This is a genomic window from Eremococcus coleocola ACS-139-V-Col8 (genome assembly GCF_000183205.1).
GTDB lineage: Bacteria > Bacillota > Bacilli > Lactobacillales > Aerococcaceae > Eremococcus > Eremococcus coleocola.
In genome coordinates, this window is record NZ_AENN01000001.1 from 217,425 (window position 1) to 237,848 (window position 20,424).

At 39.0% G+C, this 20,424-nt stretch carries 17 protein-coding genes and 1 pseudogene; 11 read left to right on the forward strand and 7 right to left on the reverse strand.

All coding sequences use genetic code 11. The features are described from left to right. Positions 1-8: 8 nt before the first annotated feature. The 7 genes from HMPREF9257_RS00980 to HMPREF9257_RS01010 form a co-directional block, all read right to left on the reverse strand. A complete protein-coding gene (locus tag HMPREF9257_RS00980; RefSeq protein ID WP_006417489.1) occupies positions 9-494 on the reverse strand; it encodes a YbaK/EbsC family protein in 486 nt (161 codons plus the stop codon). A 355-nt stretch (positions 495-849) separates the two neighbouring features. Further along, the gene (locus HMPREF9257_RS00985; RefSeq protein ID WP_006417604.1) at positions 850-1,656 is read right to left on the reverse strand and encodes a metallophosphoesterase family protein; all 807 of its coding nucleotides are present in this window, start codon (positions 1,654-1,656) and stop codon (positions 850-852) included. 42 nt (positions 1,657-1,698) lie between these two features. Beyond that, positions 1,699-2,802, reverse strand: a complete 1,104-nt coding sequence (locus HMPREF9257_RS00990; protein ID WP_006417548.1) for an ABC transporter ATP-binding protein — start codon at positions 2,800-2,802, stop codon at positions 1,699-1,701. Between the two features lie 9 nt (positions 2,803-2,811). Then, entirely contained in the window at positions 2,812-3,630 is an 819-nt protein-coding gene (locus HMPREF9257_RS00995) for a carbohydrate ABC transporter permease (RefSeq protein ID WP_006417467.1), read from the reverse strand. After that, entirely contained in the window at positions 3,620-4,501 is an 882-nt protein-coding gene (locus tag HMPREF9257_RS01000) for a carbohydrate ABC transporter permease (protein WP_006417423.1), read from the reverse strand. Before HMPREF9257_RS01000 ends, HMPREF9257_RS00995 begins: the two co-directional genes overlap by 11 nt. A gap of 174 nt (positions 4,502-4,675) precedes the next feature. Next, the gene (locus tag HMPREF9257_RS01005; RefSeq protein ID WP_006417496.1) at positions 4,676-5,965 is read right to left on the reverse strand and encodes an ABC transporter substrate-binding protein; all 1,290 of its coding nucleotides are present in this window, start codon (positions 5,963-5,965) and stop codon (positions 4,676-4,678) included. 521 nt (positions 5,966-6,486) lie between these two features. Then, positions 6,487-7,968, reverse strand: a complete 1,482-nt coding sequence (locus HMPREF9257_RS01010) for an aldehyde dehydrogenase family protein (protein WP_006417583.1) — start codon at positions 7,966-7,968, stop codon at positions 6,487-6,489. Between the two features lie 709 nt (positions 7,969-8,677). Between HMPREF9257_RS01010 and HMPREF9257_RS01015 the strand changes: the two genes are divergently transcribed. The 11 genes and pseudogenes from HMPREF9257_RS01015 (at position 8,678) to HMPREF9257_RS01065 (ending at position 20,087) form a co-directional block, all read left to right on the forward strand. Continuing rightward, positions 8,678-8,992, forward strand: coding sequence for a YdcP family protein (locus tag HMPREF9257_RS01015; RefSeq protein WP_000420682.1), 315 nt, complete (start codon positions 8,678-8,680; stop codon positions 8,990-8,992). Positions 8,993-9,007: 15 nt separating this feature from the next. Continuing rightward, positions 9,008-9,394: a YdcP family protein gene (locus tag HMPREF9257_RS01020; protein WP_000985015.1), complete on the forward strand. Its 387-nt coding sequence runs from the start codon at positions 9,008-9,010 to the stop codon at positions 9,392-9,394. 28 nt (positions 9,395-9,422) lie between these two features. Beyond that, on the forward strand, positions 9,423-10,808 hold the full coding sequence (locus HMPREF9257_RS01025) for an FtsK/SpoIIIE domain-containing protein (protein ID WP_000813488.1): 1,386 nt from the start codon (positions 9,423-9,425) through the stop codon (positions 10,806-10,808). Positions 10,809-10,985: 177 nt separating this feature from the next. After that, the gene (gene mobT / locus HMPREF9257_RS01030; protein ID WP_000398284.1) at positions 10,986-12,191 is read left to right on the forward strand and encodes a MobT family relaxase; all 1,206 of its coding nucleotides are present in this window, start codon (positions 10,986-10,988) and stop codon (positions 12,189-12,191) included. 42 nt (positions 12,192-12,233) lie between these two features. Further along, positions 12,234-12,455, forward strand: a complete 222-nt coding sequence (locus HMPREF9257_RS01035) for a hypothetical protein (protein WP_001009056.1) — start codon at positions 12,234-12,236, stop codon at positions 12,453-12,455. A gap of 116 nt (positions 12,456-12,571) precedes the next feature. Then, a complete protein-coding gene (locus HMPREF9257_RS01040; RefSeq protein ID WP_000342539.1) occupies positions 12,572-13,069 on the forward strand; it encodes an antirestriction protein ArdA in 498 nt (165 codons plus the stop codon). 88 nt (positions 13,070-13,157) lie between these two features. Further along, positions 13,158-13,550 (forward strand): conjugal transfer protein, encoded by a 393-nt coding sequence (locus HMPREF9257_RS01045; RefSeq protein ID WP_000723888.1) that lies wholly within the window; start codon positions 13,158-13,160, stop codon positions 13,548-13,550. Next, positions 13,534-15,981 (forward strand): conjugal transfer ATPase TcpF, encoded by a 2,448-nt coding sequence (gene tcpF, locus HMPREF9257_RS01050; protein WP_006417575.1) that lies wholly within the window; start codon positions 13,534-13,536, stop codon positions 15,979-15,981. Before HMPREF9257_RS01045 ends, tcpF begins: the two co-directional genes overlap by 17 nt. Positions 15,982-15,983: 2 nt before the next feature. Next, a pseudogene (locus HMPREF9257_RS01055) lies at positions 15,984-18,160 on the forward strand (CD3337/EF1877 family mobilome membrane protein). Continuing rightward, positions 18,157-19,158, forward strand: coding sequence for a bifunctional lytic transglycosylase/C40 family peptidase (locus tag HMPREF9257_RS01060; protein ID WP_006417543.1), 1,002 nt, complete (start codon positions 18,157-18,159; stop codon positions 19,156-19,158). The pseudogene HMPREF9257_RS01055 and the gene HMPREF9257_RS01060 overlap by 4 nt, the downstream one beginning before the upstream one ends. Next, the gene (locus HMPREF9257_RS01065; protein ID WP_001224319.1) at positions 19,155-20,087 is read left to right on the forward strand and encodes a conjugal transfer protein; all 933 of its coding nucleotides are present in this window, start codon (positions 19,155-19,157) and stop codon (positions 20,085-20,087) included. Before HMPREF9257_RS01060 ends, HMPREF9257_RS01065 begins: the two co-directional genes overlap by 4 nt. Positions 20,088-20,424 lie beyond the last annotated feature (337 nt).

The following is a 20,424-nucleotide window of genomic DNA, read 5'->3' on the forward strand; positions in this document are numbered from 1 at the left end:
GGGCCCTCCTAGTCTTCTACTTGATCTGAGACCATGAATCGTTCGTTTTGGTATAAGTCCAGAATTTTGTCCAAATCTTGGGTCTTGATTACCATGGTTTGGTCAGGTCGCCCTGGAGCAAACACTAGTTTTTCTGCTTTTAAAATATCTTCATGGATGAGTTGGCCGACTTCAGCCGGATATCCAATTGGGCATACGGCTCCGGACTCTTGGCCGGTTTCAGTTTCTAATTCTTCCGGACTAACCACGGATAATTTTTGACCGACTAATTTTTTTAAATATTTAAAGTCATTGCGTTTATCAGGTAAGGTAAACAGGATATAATAACGGCCATCCTTCTTTCCCTTCATAAAGAGGGCCTTTGTTTCCGTACCGGTAAACCCCTTCTCCGCCTTCATAGCTAAACTTTCTTCATACGTATACATGGGGCTGTGATGGTATAGTTCAAAATCAATCCGTGCTGCTTGTAAATCGGCTTCAATAGTTATTTTCATGATGCTTCCTCCTTGATAATTGCTTCGTTCCCTATTTTATAAGAGACATCCGGGAATTGCTAGTCTGAGGGGAGATTTATCGGTCAGATGGTCGTCTTTTAATTTGCCATGTGACGAGTTGGAGGTTAAGTCACCGTTCATTTGTTGATTTTATGACAACTTTGGGGGCGACTCGTCCTCTCTTACCGATTTAATGACGACTTAAGTGTCAACTCGTCATTCTATTGCCAATTTTGTGACGACTTTGGGGGCGACTCGTCACTCTGTTGCCGATTTTGTGACGACTTATACGCCAACTCGTCTTCTGCCACAAAATTATAAGAAAAACCGGGTCAAGACCCGGTTTCCTTTATGCTTAAAAGATACTATTGTCAAAGGGCTTTGCCATCCGGGCAATCATGCTTTGATGCGGAGTTAGATAATGACGGTAATAGAAGATTTGGTCAGAGGTTAAAGTCACCGAATTATACCCCGTACGGTTGGTGAAAATTGACTCATGGTCATACTCATCTACACCAAAAGAAATTGCTTCAGACATATATTGGTTGATGCCTTGATAAGTCACGACGGAAGCCGTATGCACATGGCCTACAAAAATGGCCCGGATATCACTGCTAGCAATTAATTCTGCAAACCCCTGAGGTACCCGTGTACAAATGTCTGGCTCTTCCCATGCCAAGGGATGGTGTTGGATTAAAATACTCCCCTTTTCTGCCGGTTTACTCAACCAAGTTTTCAATTGTTGAAATTGAGCTTCTGAGATTGCGCCTTCATGGTCACCTTCTTGATAAGAATCTAAGATAATAATCCGTAAACCCTTGAACTCATGGCAAGCAATGTAAGACCCCTCAAGATTCATTTCCACTTGCATTCCTTCTGCAAAAGCAGCCCCAGGGTCATGGTTACCGCGGCAAAAGAAATAAGGTAAATCACCCAGATGTTCTTGCCATAAGCTTCGGAATAAACCATAATCACTAGCCTCACCTTCATGACACAAGTCACCAGTTACTATTGCAAAATCATAATCAACTGGATTAATACTGGCTAAAAGGTGGCGAAAACGAATCGTAGGATTATCATAATCAGTAAAAATCCGGTGGGTAAACCAATCTGAAGCGTAATCTTGCCTTAAATGGGTATCGGATAAGTGTAAAAATTTCATGTCATCTAGTCCTTTCCAAATAATAAGATCAAGCCATTTGAATCATTCATGTATTAGAAACTGGAAGTTTTCCGGATAACCTAAATTCACTTGACTCTCATTATCAAAGAAGTGAAGATTTTTGTCATCAAAATCAAGGATGACTGAATCTCCCGCTTGATATTTATCCTCTTCTTCCAAAACAATGAACTCTTGTTGACCTATATTAACAGTTAAAGCAAAGCTTTGACCTAAAAGTTCCCGGTATTTAACCTGGCCTTTAATCCGACCCCGTTCTTGTTTATCAACAATCCGTAAATGTTCTGGCCGAATGCCCATCAGACATGCTCCGGCTTGACTCAAATAGTCAGCCCAACCCGGATCGAGGTCAAAAGCTTGGGTATCAATCCCTACATGGCCTTGCCCTTGGTCTACCTTCAGGATATTCATCCCTGGTGACCCAATAAATTTGGCTGTAAAGACATTGGCCGGTTGATTGTAAACATTATGGGGTGTATCTACCATTTGAATGTCCCCATTATGTAAGACTACAATCCGATGGGCCAAGGTCATGGCTTCCATCTGATCATGAGTCACATAGATAAAGGTTTGTTGATACTTTTCATGAATTTTAACCAATTCCTTACGGGCATCCAAGCGTAAGACCACGTCTAGATTAGATAAAGGTTCATCTAATAAAAAGAAATCAGATTTCTTTACAATGGCTCGAGCTAAGGCCGTTCTCTGTCTCTGACCCCCAGATAACTCCCGCGGATAACGATTTTTTAATTCTGATAAACCTAAGATTGATAAAGCTTCGTCCAAACGGTTTTTGACTTCATCTGCTGGTACACCATTGGCCTTCAAGGCAAAGGTCACGTTTTCTTCAATGGTCATATGGGGATAAAGTGCATAATTTTGAAATACCATGGCAATATCCCTTTGACCTGAAACCAGATCATTTGCCAGCAAGTCTCCTAAATACAAGTCACCCTCCGTAATCGTTTCTAGGCCAGCAATCATCCGTAATAAAGTTGACTTACCTGATCCTGATGGTCCTAATAAAACAATCCGCTCACCCGCTTCAATATCTATATTAATATTTTTTAGCACCGTAACGGGGCCATAGCTTTTTTTGATGTTTTTTAGTTGAATCGATTTACCCATAGTGTCCTCCTACTTGATACCTGATGAGATAAAGGTTGAAATGATATACTTTTGGAAAATGGCATATAAACCTAAAGGTACTGCCATAGTAATTAAAGAGATGGCCATCGCGGTAGTAAAGTTAGTCCCACCTTCAGATGAAATATACATCTGCATGGCTAATGGCAAGGTATAGTTATCAATACTCTTCAAAATAAGGACTGGCCAAATAAATTCGTTCCATGAGGTGATAAAGAACCATATTCCAGTTGATGTGACTGAATGTTTAATCAGCGGAAAAATAATTTTGCGCATAATCAATGGTTGCTTAATATTATCTAAGGTAGCCGCTTCAATTAAAGGGATAGGAATCCCCCGCATGGTTTGGGTTAAGAGAAAGACCCCCATCGCATCTGCAAATTGTGGCAAAATTACCCCTATAATATTATCAATCAGGCCAAATTTAGACATAATAATATAGTTAGGAATCATAGTCACGGTAAAGGGAATAAACATGGTTGAAATAATTAATAGATAGAGCCAACGTTGTCCTTTAATTTTATAGTAGACAAAGGCATAGGACGCGAAAAATGATAATGTAAGCTTCACTAAAGTTACCGTTGTCGCAATAATAAAGGTATTTAACGTAATTTTGACAATGGGAATATTTTCAAAGAGATAGGTAAAGTTCTCAAAAGTAAAGGGCTGGGGAATCAGAGAAAGAACTGTATGGTAAGCCTCTTTCAAAGGCTTAAAAGCATTAGCTATAATAAAGAAAATGGGATAAAGAATAATTAATATCGTCAAGATAAATAAGATATGATAGAGGGTCTGTTTTTTAATTTTCATAATAGACCTTCCTTTCAATAAACTTGAACGTTAATAACAAGAGGATAACGAACATGATTAAGGTCATGACTGAAATTGCAGAGGCTTCCCCTACCTTGAACATTTCAAATGATTTTTGATAGGCATGGTATATCAAGTTGGATGAAGCATAGTTAGGGCCACCCTTGGTAATTATTTTAATTGGGGTAAAGACATATTGGAGCCCTTGAACAATCGCCATGACAAAGACGTAAATCCCTGTAGAAGAAGACATAGGCAAAACAATTTTCCTGAAGATTTTCCAATTAGAAATATTGTCAATTTTGGCCGCATCAATCAATTCCCGATCAATCCCCATAATGGCGGCATACAAAACAATAAAGTTATAACCAAAAACCTTCCATGAAGTAATCAGAGAAATTACGACAACAACTAACCCTTCCTTATTAGTCCACATAGGCATGGTTAGTCCAAAATGACGTAAGACAATGGCTAAAGGACCAGATACCGGATTGAGAATCCAGGTATAGACCATGGCAACCACTACCAAGGAAATCACGGCAGGAATGAAGAAAATTCCGGTATATAACTTTTTAAAACGGACAATAACTACATCCATAATAAAGGCAAAAACATAGGGTAAAATACAAGAGCAGATAACAAAAATGAGAATATAAATAAAGGTATTGACTAAGATTTTTTGGAAATTATTATCGGTTAAGACTTTGATGTAATTATCAAAACCCACAAATTTCTTATTGGGTGATACCATATTCCACTTAAAAAAACTTAGATAAATGGTATAAAGTAAAGGATAAAAAACAAAACAAGTCTGAACCAACAATAACGGAACTAATAATAGATAGCCAACCCCTGAGTGAGTTTTTTTCATAGTTTCTTCTCCTAAAATAAGGGCAATCTCGGTACCAGATATAAAATATAAAAACAATCCACATGGTGAAATGGCTGACAGGCATTAATCGACTGAAAGTAACTTTCGGTAGTCGCTAGCACTGAAATATCAGCCAAAACAAGAAATGTGGATTGTTAACCTGAATAAATTTAACTAGAATAAATCATTAATGGCGTCTTGGGTAGACTTAAGAGTTTCTGCCACGTCAGAACCACCTAAGATACTGTCACGCATATCTAATAACATTTGCTCAGCTTCTAGGCCAGCATCGCCTGGGAATGAAGTCCAAGAAACCATGGCATCCATTTGTTCAATCGCTGGTGTCATCATTTGGTTTTCTTCTAAGAATTTTTTCAAGCCATTTTCAGCTTCAGCCACGTCTTTACGCGGTGGGACATAACCAGTTCCTTCGGTCCATTTAGCCATGGATTCAACGCTATATAAATATTTTAAGAAATCCCAAGTCGCTTTTTTCTTTTCTTCATCTTGTGAAGTAACAGCTAACATAGCCCCACCTGCAGGTAATTTATTTTCCTTTCCTTCCCAAGTTGGTGATTTAATGGCAGTGACAGCAAAGTTGGCATTGCTTTGTACATTATTTCTTTGTGCAATGGTTGTATATAACATGGCTACATTTCCATCGATAAAGCTTTGAATCCCTTGTTCCCAAGTGGTATGTAAGGCTGATTCATCTTTAACAACCATATCTTGGTATACTTGGTAAGCATGGATACCTTCTTCAGAAGCAAAGCTAGCCTTGCCATCAGTCATAATTGCAGCACCGTTTGATTCAAGGAGTGCTTGTTGAGCCCAAGAATCAGCAGGTTCTTGAACATATAAACCAAATTTTCCTGTTTTTTCTTTAATCGTTTTAGAGAATTCTTGAACTTGTTCCCAGGTTTGTGGACCATTTTCATCGAGGCCTGCTTCTTTTAGTAAATCTTTGTTAATGTATAGGACTGGGTTGGAAACAGAATAAGGGATTCCCACATAGCTATCGTCTTTCTTAGCTAAGTTTAATACATTTTCTAAGAAGTTTTTTTCAAAAAAATCTTTGTTATCAGGATCAACTTCTTGCACCAATTGAATTGGATCGGTATATTCAAAGTTTTCTGAGAAATAGTCTTTAAAGGCCCAACCTACTTGAACCACATCTGGGGTTTCACCAGAAGTTACGGCAGCTTGTAAGTTTTGCATTAAACCCTTGTACATATCTGGATTGAAAGTTGCTACGACTTCAACTTCATCCTGCGAAGCATTATAGGCTTCAACTAATTCATTAACGGTTTTTCCACCTTGGGTATCAGCATTAACATGCCAGTAGTTAATTTTAATTTTATCAGCAGCCTCAACTTGATTAACTAATAGAGGACTGGCAGAAGCTAAGATAAGTCCAGCCGATAAAGCTGTGAAAGATTTCAAAACTGTTTGTTTCGACAACATGAAAGATTTCCTCCTAAATATTTATTTACTTACATGTCAAAATTATAAAGCGCCACAGTTTAAATTACTATAATATTTTTGTAAAGTTTATGTAAACAGTAGTGAAACTTTGATGTATAAACAAATTCTTCTTTTTGTAAAAATTATGTAAAGAATAGGATTATATTTGGGTATTATTTCTATCGTTTGTCCAATTAATATTTACAAATAATTTACAATTTGTGATTTTTTAAAACTATATAAATAAATTATACTCAATAATTAATGATACTAACTGATATTCACTTTGATTTTCTATTATATAAGCTTTCATCTCTTTTATCTTTTCTTCAAAATTGATCAAATTAAAGAAGTGGATTCTTTTCTCCTTCCCTTTTTAACGCTTATTTAAGATAACTTTGCACCCGCTCATCACTTTCCAGATTAATTAAGGACCATTTTCTCATAGATTATTCCCCAACATAAAAAATCACCCTCGCTGAATTAGTGAGGGTGATTTACCTTATTCTTATCGATTAATTTTAGTACATACCAGAACGGCCATCATTCAAGTTAATATAAATATTCTTAGATTGGGTATAAGCATCAAGAATCATCTTATGGGTTTCACGGCCGATACCGGAATTCTTATAACCACCAAATGGCGCACCTGCTTCAAAGGCATTATAGGTATTCACCCACATCCGACCTGTCCGAACTCCACGAGCCACCTTGAAGGCAGTATTTAAGTTAGTGGTCCAGATACCACCACCTAGTCCATATTCATTTTCATTGGCCATCCGGATGACATCATCAGCATCTTTAAATTTAATTACGACCCCCACTGGGCCAAAGATTTCTTCTTGAGCAACTACCATATCATTAGTAGATTCCATCAAGGTTGGTTTATAGAAAGCACCCTTAGCTAGGTCACCTTCAGAATAACGTTCACCACCGGTTAAGATTTTAGCGCCTTCTTCTTTACCAATTTTAATATATTTTTCAATGGTTTCAATTTGGTGTTCATTGACTTGGGCACCCATTTGTACCCCATCTTCCCAAGGAAGTCCCACTTTAACTTTTTCGAATTCTGCCACTAATTTTTCCATGAATTCATCATAAATAGATTCTTGGACAAAAATCCGTGAACCAGCTGAACATACTTGACCTTGGTTAAATAAGATACCTAATTGAACGCCTTCAAGGGCTTGATCCATATCCATATCTTCAAAGAAGATATTGGCGGACTTACCACCCAATTCTAGGGTAGCTGGGATTAAGTTTTCTGCAGCAGATAAAGCGATTGACCGACCCACAGCAGTTGAACCAGTAAAGGCTAATTTATCTAAACCTTTATGATGTTGTAAATATTCACCACATTTAGAACCAGAACCTGTCACTATATTAATGACCCCTGCAGGTAAAATATCATTCAAAATTTTACCAAATTCTAAAACCGATAAAGATGTGGATGAAGATGGTTTGAAGACTACAGTATCCCCTGCAGCAATAACTGGAGCTAATTTCCAAGCTGCCATTAAGAATGGAAAGTTCCAAGGTACGATCTGACCTACCACACCAATTGGTTCGCGTAGGACAATTGACATAGTTTGATCGTCTAACATTTTTACAGTATCTTCTTCACCCCGAATGACACCTGCAAAATAACGGAAATGATCAACCGCTAAAGCGATATCTGCATTGGTTGTTTCCCGTAAAGGTTTACCATTATCTAAAGTTTCTAATAAGGCAAAAAACTCTAATTTCTCTTCAAGGCGGTCAGCGATTTCTAATAGATTAGCAGAACGTTCTTTAACTGAAGTCCGGCCCCAAGTCTTAAATGCTTCTTGGGCAGCTTCGACAGCGGCATCTACATCGGCATCTTGTGCGTCAACAATTGTTGCTAAGGCTTCTCCATTAGCTGGATTGTAGGAAGTAATCCGGTCATCGCCGGCTCCATTGGTCCATTCACCGTTAATCAACAACTGATAATCTTTTTCTAGCTTTAAATCTTTAATGTCCATAATCTAATCTCCTTTAATATTTGTTTGAACAAATTTTGTTCGATAGTGTTACTTTACTCTACTATGGAAACAATGTCAATTATTTAACTCACAGTAATGGAGGTTTCTTGCAAATTAATTTGCACCAACTATTCTGGTAAAAAATCTTGTTTTCACTTTCAAATCTAGGGGTGAATTCAAAGAAATCAGATCAGCAATTTATTCTCAGTTAGTAGCATCACACCCTGCAATCCAGCAATTCAGCATGATCTCCCTAAATTATCCATCTACCCTATTTAACCAAGCACCAGAAGAAAAAGCGGGCCAAAAGGGGCTGTAAACTAGGGATTTAATTCCTAAAAAAAATATCAGCATGATTAAGTGTTTTTGTGCTAAAAATAGCATAAAAATCTAGTTATCCGCATAAAAACTGGACTTATCACACTTTATCAAGGTCAAAACCACTCAATTTACTACTAATTTACTACTTATGAATGAGCTTTGATACGACGATTTATCCTTGAAAAGTGAAGATATAAAGATACTTCCAATAAAATTTGAATATTTAATAGGTAGACACTTCAAAAAATGAGGTGTCTATTTTTTTACCCGATTTTGAAAGGAAGTGAACTTATGAAAACAAAAAATCAAGAATCAAAAGGTCGTTCCCCACTCTTTAAGACCATCAAACATTCATTCAGCCAATAAAAAAGAAAGGATAGGTAAAAATATGGAACTTAAATTTGTGATTCCCAACATGGAAAAAACATTCGGCAATTTAGAATTTGCTGGCGAGGATAAAGTCGTTCAGCGAAGAATCAACGGACGGCTAACTGTCTTATCAAGAAGCTATAATCTCTATTCTGATGTTCAAAGAGCAGATGATATTGTGGTGGTGCTTCCTGCTGAAGCTGGCGAAAAACATTTCGGCTTTGAGGAACGTGTGAAGTTAGTCAATCCACGTATTACCGCAGAGGGCTACAAAATCGGCACTCGTGGTTTTACAAATTACCTTTTACATGCTGACGACATGATAAAAGAATAAAGAAAGAGAGGAAAAATGATGAGATTAGCAAATGGCATTGTATTAGATAAAGACACGACTTTTGGAGAATTGAAATTCTCTGCTCTACGTCGTGAAGTGAGAATCCAAAATGAAGACGGGTCGGTTTCAGATGAAATCAAGGAACGTACCTATGACTTAAAATCCAAAGGACAAGGACGCATGATTCAAGTAAGTATTCCTGCCAGCGTGCCTTTGAAAGAGTTTGATTATAACGCACGGGTGGAACTTATCAATCCCATTGCGGACACCGTTGCTACTGCCACCTATCAAGGAGCAGATGTTGACTGGTATATCAAGGCAGACGATATTGTGCTGACAAAGGATTCTAGTTCATTCAAAGCTCAACCACAAGCAAAGAAAGAACCGACACAAGACAAATAGTCGCTAGGTAGAAAGGAGACTTTTTCGCATGAAACAGCGTGGTAAAAGGATTCGCCCATCTGGTAAAGATTTAGTCTTTCATTTTACGATAGCGTCACTCCTGCCTGTTTTCCTGCTGGTTGTCGGACTGTTTCATGTGAAGACAATCCAGCAGATCAACTGGCAGGATTTTAACCTATCACAAGCAGATAAGATTGACATTCCCTATTTAATTATCAGTTTCAGTGTCGCAATTCTTATCTGCTTGCTGGTAGCGTTTGTATTCAAACGGGTTCGCTATGATACGGTTAAACAACTTTACCACCGTCAAAAACTGGCAAAGATGATACTTGAAAACAAGTGGTATGAATCTGAACAGGTCAAAACAGAGGGTTTCTTTAAAGATAGTGCTGGTCGTACAAAGGAAAAGATAACCTACTTCCCTAAAATGTATTATCGACTTAAAAATGGCTTGATACAGATACGGGTGGAAATCACGCTGGGAAAATATCAAGACCAACTCTTACACTTGGAAAAGAAATTAGAGAGTGGCTTGTACTGTGAGCTGACGGATAAAGAGTTAAAGGATTCCTATGTGGAATATACTTTGCTCTATGACACCATAGCCAGTCGTATTTCTATTGATGAAGTAGAAGCTAAAGATGGTAAACTTCGCTTAATGAAAAACGTATGGTGGGAATATGATAAGCTCCCTCATATGTTGATTGCTGGTGGTACAGGTGGCGGTAAAACTTACTTTATACTGACACTGATTGAAGCCTTGCTTCATACAGATTCAAAACTGTATATTCTTGACCCGAAAAATGCTGATCTTGCGGACTTAGGTTCTGTGATGGCAAATGTCTACTATAGAAAAGAAGACTTGCTTTCTTGCATTGAAACATTCTATGAAGAAATGATGAAACGTAGTGAGGAAATGAAGCAGATGAAGAACTATAAGACTGGCAAAAATTATGCTTACTTAGGTCTCCCGGCACACTTCTTAATCTTTGATGAATACGTCGCTTTCATGGAAATGCTGGGAACAAAAGAAAACACCGCAGTTATGAATAAGCTGAAACAGATTGTCATGTTAGGTCGTCAAGCTGGCTTCTTTCTAATACTGGCTTGTCAACGTCCAGACGCAAAATATTTAGGCGACGGAATCCGTGATCAGTTTAATTTCAGAGTGGCTTTAGGTCGTATGTCTGAAATGGGCTATGGCATGATGTTTGGCAGTGACGTACAAAAGGATTTCTTCTTAAAGCGAATCAAAGGTCGTGGCTATGTTGATGTAGGAACAAGTGTCATATCAGAGTTTTATACTCCCCTTGTACCAAAAGGATATGATTTCTTGGAGGAAATTAAAAAGTTATCCAACAGCAGACAGTCCACGCAGGCGACGTGCGAAGCGGAAGTCGCAGGTGTGGACTGATCTTGCTGGCTGGTGTGGCAATAGCCACGCCAGCACTTAACCCCCCGTATCTAACAGGGGGGTACAAATCGACAGGAAACAGTCAAAAAAACATTAGAAAATCATTTGGTTACAAGGGATTTACAAAATTTCAGCGTATGTCAAATGGGCTTTAAAAGTTGACATACGCCTTTTTGATTGGAGGGATTTTTACTGAATGAACAAACTTGGTTACAGCATTTAAAAGAAAAACGCTTGGCTTATGGACTATCTCAAAACCGTTTAGCTGTTGCGACTGGTATTACAAGGCAGTATCTAAGCGATATTGAAACAGGAAAAGTCAAGCCATCAGAGGATTTACAGCAGTCCCTTTGGGAAGCTCTGGAACGCTTCAATCCCGACGCTCCCCTTGAAATGCTGTTTGATTATGTAAGAATTCGCTTTCCGACAACAGACGTACAGCAGGTGGTCGAAAACATCTTACAACTGAAACTGTCCTATTTTCTTCATGAGGACTATGGTTTCTATTCTTATTCAGAGCATTATGCTTTAGGCGACATATTCGTCCTTTGCTCCCATGAACTGGACAAAGGAGTTCTGGTGGAATTGAAAGGTCGTGGGTGCAGACAATTTGAAAGCTATCTTCTGGCACAACAAAGAAGCTGGTATGAGTTCTTTATGGACGTTTTGGTGGCTGGCGGTGTGATGAAACGCCTTGACCTTGCCATTAACGATAAGACAGGGATTTTAAATATCCCTGTACTCACTGAAAAGTGCCAACAGGAAGAATGTATCTCCGTCTTCCGCAGTTTTAAAAGCTATCGCAGTGGCGAACTGGTACGCAAAGAGGAAAAGGAATGTATGGGAAACACCCTCTATATCGGTTCATTACAAAGTGAAGTTTATTTCTGTATCTATGAAAAGGACTACGAGCAGTACAAGAAAAATGATATTCCCATTGAAGACGCAGAAGTAAAAAACCGTTTTGAGATTCGATTGAAAAATGAGCGTGCCTATTATGCAGTCCGTGATTTACTCGTCTATGACAATCCAGAGCATACCGCCTTTAAAATTATCAATCGGTATATCCGTTTTGTAGATAAAGACGATTCCAAACCTCGTTCTGATTGGAAACTGAATGAAGAATGGGCTTGGTTTATTGGGAACAATCGTGAACGATTAAAACTAACCACAAAACCAGAGCCTTACTCCTTCCAAAGGACGCTGAACTGGCTATCTCATCAAGTTGCCCCGACCTTAAAGGTTGCGATTAAACTTGATGAAATCAACCAGACGCAGGTTGTAAAAGACATTCTCGACCATGCGAAACTGACAGACCGACACAAGCAGATTTTGAAGCAACAGTCAGTAAAAGAACAGGACGTGATAACAACAAAAAAATAACTCAAATACAAATTCATTGAATATAGAGAGGAGAACATTTTTATGAATTTTGGACAAAACCTTTATAACTGGTTTCTATCAAACGCTCAATCACTGGTGCTTTTAGCAATCGTTGTGATTGGCTTGTATCTTGGCTTCAAGCGTGAGTTTAGCAAACTGATTGGCTTTTTAATTATTGCGATTATTGCGGTTGGCTTAGTCTTCAACGCTGCTGGAGTAAAAGACATTTTACTAGAGCTATTCAATCGCATTATTGGTGCTTAAATAAAACCGTTCTTTTGTGGAATATAAGTGGTTTTCTTATGTTCCGCAAAGGAATGGTACACCAAACGAAGTGCGGTAGGGATTTTTGAATCTCTACAAAGAAAGGACGTGAATATATGGACGATATGCAAGTCTATATTGCGAATTTAGGCAAATACAATGAGGGCGAATTGGTCGGTGCGTGGTTTACCTTTCCCATTGACTTTGAGGAAGTCAAAGAGAAAATCGGCTTGAATGATGAATATGAGGAATACGCCATTCATGACTACGAGTTACCCTTTACGGTTGACGAATACACTTCCATTGGCGAACTCAATCGACTATGGGAAATGGTATCGGAATTACCCGAAGAATTACAATCGGAGCTATCTGCTCTGCTCACTCATTTTTCAAGCATTGAAGAACTAAGCGAACATCAAGAGGATATTATCATTCATTCCGATTGTGATGATATGTATGACGTGGCACGCTACTACATTGAAGAAACGGGTGCTTTAGGCGAAGTACCAGCTAGTCTTCAAAACTATATTGATTATCAAGCCTATGGTCGGGATTTAGACCTTTCAGGAACGTTTATCTCAACCAATCATGGGATTTTTGAAATCGTCTATTAAATCTGTCGGTACATTACTACTGGCAGATTTTCTATTTTACGGGGTGGCTCAATCAGCTACCCCTATTTTTTATGAAAGGATTGATTACATGAAGAAAATACGAAGCTATACCAGTATCTGGTCTGTGGAAAAGGTACTGTATTCTATCAATGATTTTAGACTTCCGTTTCCCATAACCTTTACGCAAATGACATGGTTTGTCGTGTCACTCTTTGCAGTGATGATACTTGGCAACTTGCCCCCTCTTTCCATGATAGAGGGAGCATTTCTCAAATACTTTGGGATTCCTGTGGCTTTCACATGGTTTATGTCTACAAAAACTTTTGATGGTAAAAAGCCTTATGGATTTTTGAAGTCTGTCATTGCTTATGCACTGCGACCAAAGCTGACCTATGCAGGAAAAAAAGTAACGCTTGGCAGAAACCAGCCACAAGAAGCCATTACAGCAGTTAGGAGTGAATTTTATGGCATATCCAATTAAATACATTGAAAACAATCTCGTCTGGAATAAAGACGGGGAATGTTATGCTTACTATGAGCTTGTTCCTTACAATTACTCATTTCTAAGTCCAGAACAGAAAATACAAGTGCATGATTCTTTCAGACAGCTTATCGCACAAAATCGTGATGGCAAAATTCATGCTTTACAAATCAGTACAGAATCCAGCATACGTTCTGCACAAGAGCGTTCCAAAAATGAAGTCACTGGCAAGCTCAAAGCGGTTGCCTATGACAAAATCGACCAACAGACAGACGCTTTAATATCCATGATTGGCGAAAATCAAGTGAACTACCGTTTCTTTATCGGCTTTAAGTTGCTTCTCAACGATCAGGAGTTTTCTATGAAAAGTCTTACCGTTGAAGCAAAAAATGCTTTGTCTGATTTTGTCTATGATGTGAACCATAAGCTGATGGGCGATTTTGTTAGTATGAGTAATGATGAAATCCTGCGTTTTCAGAAGATGGAAAAGCTCTTAGAAAATAAAATCTCTCGTCGTTTCAAAATCCGCAGGTTAGATAAGGACGACTTCGGCTATCTGATTGAACACCTTTACGGACAGACAGGCACTGCCTATGAAGAGTATGAGTACCATCTATCAAAGAAAAAGCTGGATAATGAAACGCTGATTAAATACTATGACTTGATTAAGCCTACTCGCTGTTTGGTGGAAGAAAAACAGCGATATTTGAAAATCCAGCAGGAAGATGAAACCGTCTATGTAGCTTACTTTACCATTAACAGCATTGTCGGAGAACTGGACTTCCCGTCCTCTGAAATCTTCTACTACCAGCAACAGCAATTTACATTCCCGATTGATACGTCAATGAATGTGGAAATTGTAGCGAATCGTAAAGCCCTATCTACTGTCCGCAATAAAAAGAAAGAACTGAAAGACTTGGATAACCACGCTTGGCAAAGTGATAATGAAACCAGCTCCAATGTGGCGGAAGCTCTGGAAAGTGTGAATGAGCTGGAAACCAATTTAGACCAAAGCAAGGAATCTATGTACAAGCTGTCTTATGTGGTAAGGGTATCAGCAAATGATCTTGACGAACTCAAACGTCGTTGTAATGAAGTGAAAGATTTTTATGACGATTTAAGCGTAAAACTGGTACGACCATTTGGGGATATGCTCGGCTTACATGAAGAATTTTTACCTGCCAGCAAGCGTTATATGAATGATTATATTCAATACGTGACCTCTGATTTCCTCGCTGGTTTAGGTTTTGGTGCTACTCAAATGCTGGGGGAAAATGAGGGGATTTATGTTGGCTACAGCTTAGATACTGGACGCAATGTCTATCTGAAACCTGCTCTTGCCAGTCAAGGGGTTAAGGGTTCAGTAACCAATGCGTTAGCGTCGGCTTTTGTTGGTTCGCTGGGTGGTGGTAAATCCTTTGCGAATAACCTTATCGTCTATTATGCGGTGCTTTATGGGGCACAAGCAGTGATTGTAGACCCAAAAGCAGAACGTGGCAGATGGAAAGAAACCTTGCCAGAGATTTCCCATGAAATCAATATCGTCACTCTGACTTCTGATGAGAAAAACAAAGGCTTACTTGACCCTTATGTGATTATGAAAAATCCCAAAGATTCTGAATCACTGGCTGTTGATATTCTGACATTCCTTACGGGGATTTCCTCTCGTGATGGGGAACGCTTCCCAATCCTTAGAAAAGCCATTCGTGCAGTAACCAATAGTGAAGTACGAGGGTTGATGAAAGTGATTGAGGAATTACGGGTTGAGAATACGCCACTAAGTACCAGTATAGCCGACCATATCGAAAGTTTTACAGACTATGACTTTGCACATTTATTATTCAGTAATGGTTATGTGGAGCAGTCTATCAGCTTAGAAAAACAACTGAACATTATACAGGTTGCGGACTTGGTACTTCCCGACAAGGAAACTTCCTTTGAGGAATATACCACTATGGAGCTTTTATCCGTTGCTATGCTGATTGTCATTAGTACCTTTGCTTTAGACTTTATCCATACAGACCGAAGCATTTTCAAGATTGTAGATTTAGACGAAGCATGGAGCTTTTTACAGGTAGCACAAGGAAAAACACTATCTATGAAGCTGGTTCGGGCTGGTCGTGCTATGAACGCTGGGGTATATTTCGTGACCCAAAATACAGACGACCTCTTAGATGAAAAACTGAAAAATAACCTCGGCTTAAAATTTGCATTTCGTTCCACTGACCTTAACGAGATTAAAAAGACCTTAGCCTTTTTTGGTGTAGACCCAGAGGACGAAAACAATCAGAAGCGATTGCGTGATTTGGAAAACGGGCAATGCCTTATCAGTGATTTATATGGTCGTGTCGGTGTGATACAGTTCCACCCTGTATTTGAAGAACTGCTCCATGCCTTTGATACCAGACCACCTGTGCGAAAAGAGGTGTAAATGTGAAACCATCAATAGTAAACAGAATAAAATCAAACTGGACGCTGAAACGTCTAGGTAAAGTGGCAATGACAGTGGCTTTCACACTTGTGATTGCCATTTTTCTTTTAGCCATGCTGGGAACGGTGGTTCAAGCTGCGGGCTTGGTAGATGATACGGTCAATGTGGCAAATGAATACAGCCGATACCCACTTGAAAACTATCAACTGGATTTTTATGTGGATAATAGCTGGGGCTGGCTTCCGTGGAACTGGTCGGACGGGATTGGAAAACAGGTCATGTATGGACTATATGCCATTACCAATTTTATTTGGACAATCAGTTTGTATGTTTCCAATGCGACAGGTTACTTAGTACAGGAAGCCTATTCCTTAGACTTCATTTCCGCTACAGCAGATTCCATTGGTAAGAATATGCAGACCTTAGCTGGTGTGAGTGCAAACGGATTTTCAACAGAGGGTTTCTATGTTGGATTCCTCTTACTCTTGATTTTGGTTCTTGGGGTTTATGTTGCCTATACGGGACTGATAAAGAGAGAAACCACAAAGGCAATTCATGCCATTATGAATTTTGTGCTGGTGTTTATCCTATCGGCTTCCTTTATTGCCTACGCTCCCGACTACATTAAAAAAATCAATGACTTTTCATCAGACATCAGTAATGCCAGTTTATCACTTGGCACGAAGATTGTCATGCCCCATTCCGATAGTCAAGGCAAGGACAGCGTGGACTTAATCAGAGATAGCCTGTTTTCCATACAGGTTCAGCAACCGTGGCTACTGCTTCAATACAACAGTTCAGACATTGAAAGTATCGGTATTGACCGTGTGGAAAGCCTGCTCTCCACCAGCCCAGATTCCAACAATGGCGAAGACAGAAAAAAATTGTTGCGGAAGAAATTGAAGACAGAAGCAATACCAATCTAACCATTACAAAGACCATTAACCGTTTAGGTACAGTCTTCTTCCTATTTGTCTTCAATATTGGGATTTCCATATTTGTATTCCTATTAACAGGAATCATGATTTTCTCGCAGGTACTTTTTATCATCTATGCTATGTTTCTGCCTGTGAGCTTTATTTTAAGCATGATTCCATCATTTGATGGTATGTCAAAACGAGCCATAACAAAGCTCTTTAATACCATTTTGACACGAGCTGGAATCACATTGATTATTACGACAGCATTTAGTATTTCAACCATGCTCTATACCTTATCGGCTGGTTATCCGTTCTTTTTGATTGCTTTTCTACAGATTGTGACCTTTGCAGGAATCTACTTCAAGCTGGGCGATTTAATGAGTATGTTTTCTCTACAGAGTAACGATTCTCAAAGTGTGGGAAGTCGTGTGATGAGAAAACCTCGTATGCTTATGCACGCTCACATGCACCGTCTACAGCGGAAACTTGGACGTTCCATGACTACTCTAGGGGCTGGGTCTGCCATTGTTACAGGTAAAAAAGGACAGTCGGGTTCGGGGAGTTCTGCAAGGACACAAGCAGATCACTCCCGACCAGACGGAAAGGAAAAATCAACACTTGGAAAACGTATCGGTCAAACCATCGGTACAGTAGCTGATACCAAAGACAGAATGGTAGACACTGCTAGTGGTTTGAAAGAACAGGTTAAAGATTTGCCGACCAATGCAAGATATGCAGTATATCAAGGAAAATCCAAAGTAAAAGAGAATGTCCGTGATTTAACCAGTAGTATTTCTCAAACCAAAGCGGACAGAGCCAGTGGACGCAAGGAACAGCAGGAACAAAGGCGAAAAACCATTGCGAAGCGTCGCTCTGAAATGGAACAGGTCAAACAGAAAAAACAGCCTGCTTCTTCTGTTCATGAAAGACCGACTACAAGACAAGAACAATATCATGATGAACAGACCTCAAAACAGTCTAATATTCAGACTTCATATAAGGAATCTCAACAAGCCAAACAAGAGCGTCCAGCAGTTAAGTCCGATTTTTCAAGTCCAAAAGTGGAACGCCAAGGCAATACCGTTCAAGAAAAAACCGTTCAAAAGCCAGCAACTTCAACCACTACAGCAGATAGAACTTCACAACGTCCAATCACAAAAGAACGTCCGTCTACTGTTCAAAGAGTACCACTACAAAATACAAGAAGTAGACCACCAATCAAAACCGCCACCATTAAGAAAGTCGGTAAGAAACCATGAAGTTGAAAACTTTAGTGATTGGTGGTTCTGGATTATTCTTGATGGTCTTCTCACTGCTTCTGTTTGTTGCCATTTTATTTTCAGATGAACAGGACAGCGGAATTTCCAATATTCATTATGGAGGTGTGAATGTTTCCGCAGAAGTGCTGGCTCATAAGCCTATGGTAGAAAAATATGCCAAAGAATATGGCGTTGAAGAATATGTCAACATACTTCTTGCGATTATACAGGTGGAATCGGGCGGTACTGCGGAAGATGTTATGCAGTCCTCGGAATCCCTCGGTCTTCCACCTAATTCATTGAGTACAGAAGAATCCATTAAGCAAGGTGTGAAGTATTTCAGTGAATTATTAGCCAGTAGCGAAAGGCTCAGTGTAGATTTAGAATCGGTTATCCAGTCCTACAATTATGGTGGTGGTTTCTTAGGGTATGTGGCTAATCGTGGAAATAAATATACCTTTGAACTGGCTCAAAGTTTCTCAAAAGAGTATTCAGGTGGCGAAAAAGTGTCTTACCCCAATCCCATAGCCATACCTATCAATGGGGGCTGGCGATACAACTATGGCAATATGTTTTATGTGCAACTGGTAACGCAGTATCTTGTCACAACAGAGTTTGATGATGATACGGTACAAGCCATCATGGACGAAGCACTGAAATATGAGGGCTGGCGATACGTTTACGGTGGAGCTTCCCCGACTACTTCTTTTGATTGTAGCGGACTGACACAATGGACGTATGGAAAAGCTGGAATTAACTTACCACGAATCGCACAACAGCAATATGATGTGACCCAGCATATCCCACTATCGGAAGCACAAGCTGGCGATTTGGTTTTCTTTCATTCTACCTATAACGCTGGCTCTTATATTACTCATGTTGGGATATACCTTGGCAATAACCGTATGTTTCATGCAGGCGACCCAATCGGTTATGCCGACTTAACAAGCCCCTACTGGCAACAGCATTTAGTGGGAGCAGGACGAATCAAACAATGAGAAAGGAAGATTTAATGATGAAATTTAGAAAAAATCAGAATAAAGAAAAACAGATACCAAAGGAAAAGAAACCTCGTGTCTATAAGGTCAATCCTCATAAAAAGGTTGTGATTGCCTTGTGGGTACTTTTAGGGCTTAGTTTCAGCTTTGCGATATTCAAGCACTTTACAGCTATAGATACTCATACTATTCACGAAACAACTATCATAGAAAAGGAATACGTTGATACTCATCATGTAGAAAATTTTGTAGAGAACTTTGCGAAAGTCTACTATTCATGGGAGCAATCCGATAAGTCCATTGATAATCGAATGGAAAGTCTAAAAGGCTATCTGACAGATGAACTTCAAGCTCTCAATGTTGATACAGTACGCAAAGATATTCCTGTATCGTCTTCTGTAAGAGGATTTCAGATATGGACGGTAGAGCCAACTGGCGACAATGAGTTTAATGTAACCTACAGTGTAGACCAGCTCATTACAGAGGGAGAAAATACAAAGACCGTCCACTCTGCTTATATAGTGAGTGTCTATGTAGATGGTTCTGGAAATATGGTACTGGTTAAGAATCCGACCATTACCAACATACCTAAGAAATCAAGTTATAAACCAAAAGCCATTGAAAGTGAGGGGACGGTTGATTCCATTACAACCAATGAAATCAATGAGTTTTTAACGACGTTCTTCAAGCTCTATCCTACAGCGACAGCCAGTGAACTTTCCTACTATGTGAATGACGGGATATTAAAACCAATCGGAAAAGAGTACATCTTTCAAGAACTGGTAAATCCTATTCACAATCGTAAGGATAATCAAGTCACGGTATCGCTGACAGTGGAGTATATCGACCAGCAGACCAAAGCAACGCAGGTATCTCAATTTGATTTGGTACTTGAAAAGAACGGGAGTAATTGGAAGATTGTAAAATAACAAATATTGGTACATGATTACAGATACTTTGTAATCATGTACTCTTTTTGATAAAAAATTGGAGATTCCTTTACAAATATGCTCTTACGTGCTATTATTTAAGTGACTATTTAAAAGGAGTTAATAAATATGCGGCAAGGTATTCTTAAATAAACTGTCAATTTGATAGCGGGAACAAATAATTAGATGTCCTTTTTTAGGAGGGCTTAGTTTTTTGTACCCAGTTTAAGAATACCTTTATCATGTGATTCTAAAGTATCCAGAGAATATCTGTATGCTTTGTATACCTATGGTTATGCATAAAAATCCCACGTGATAAAAGTATTTAATTACTACT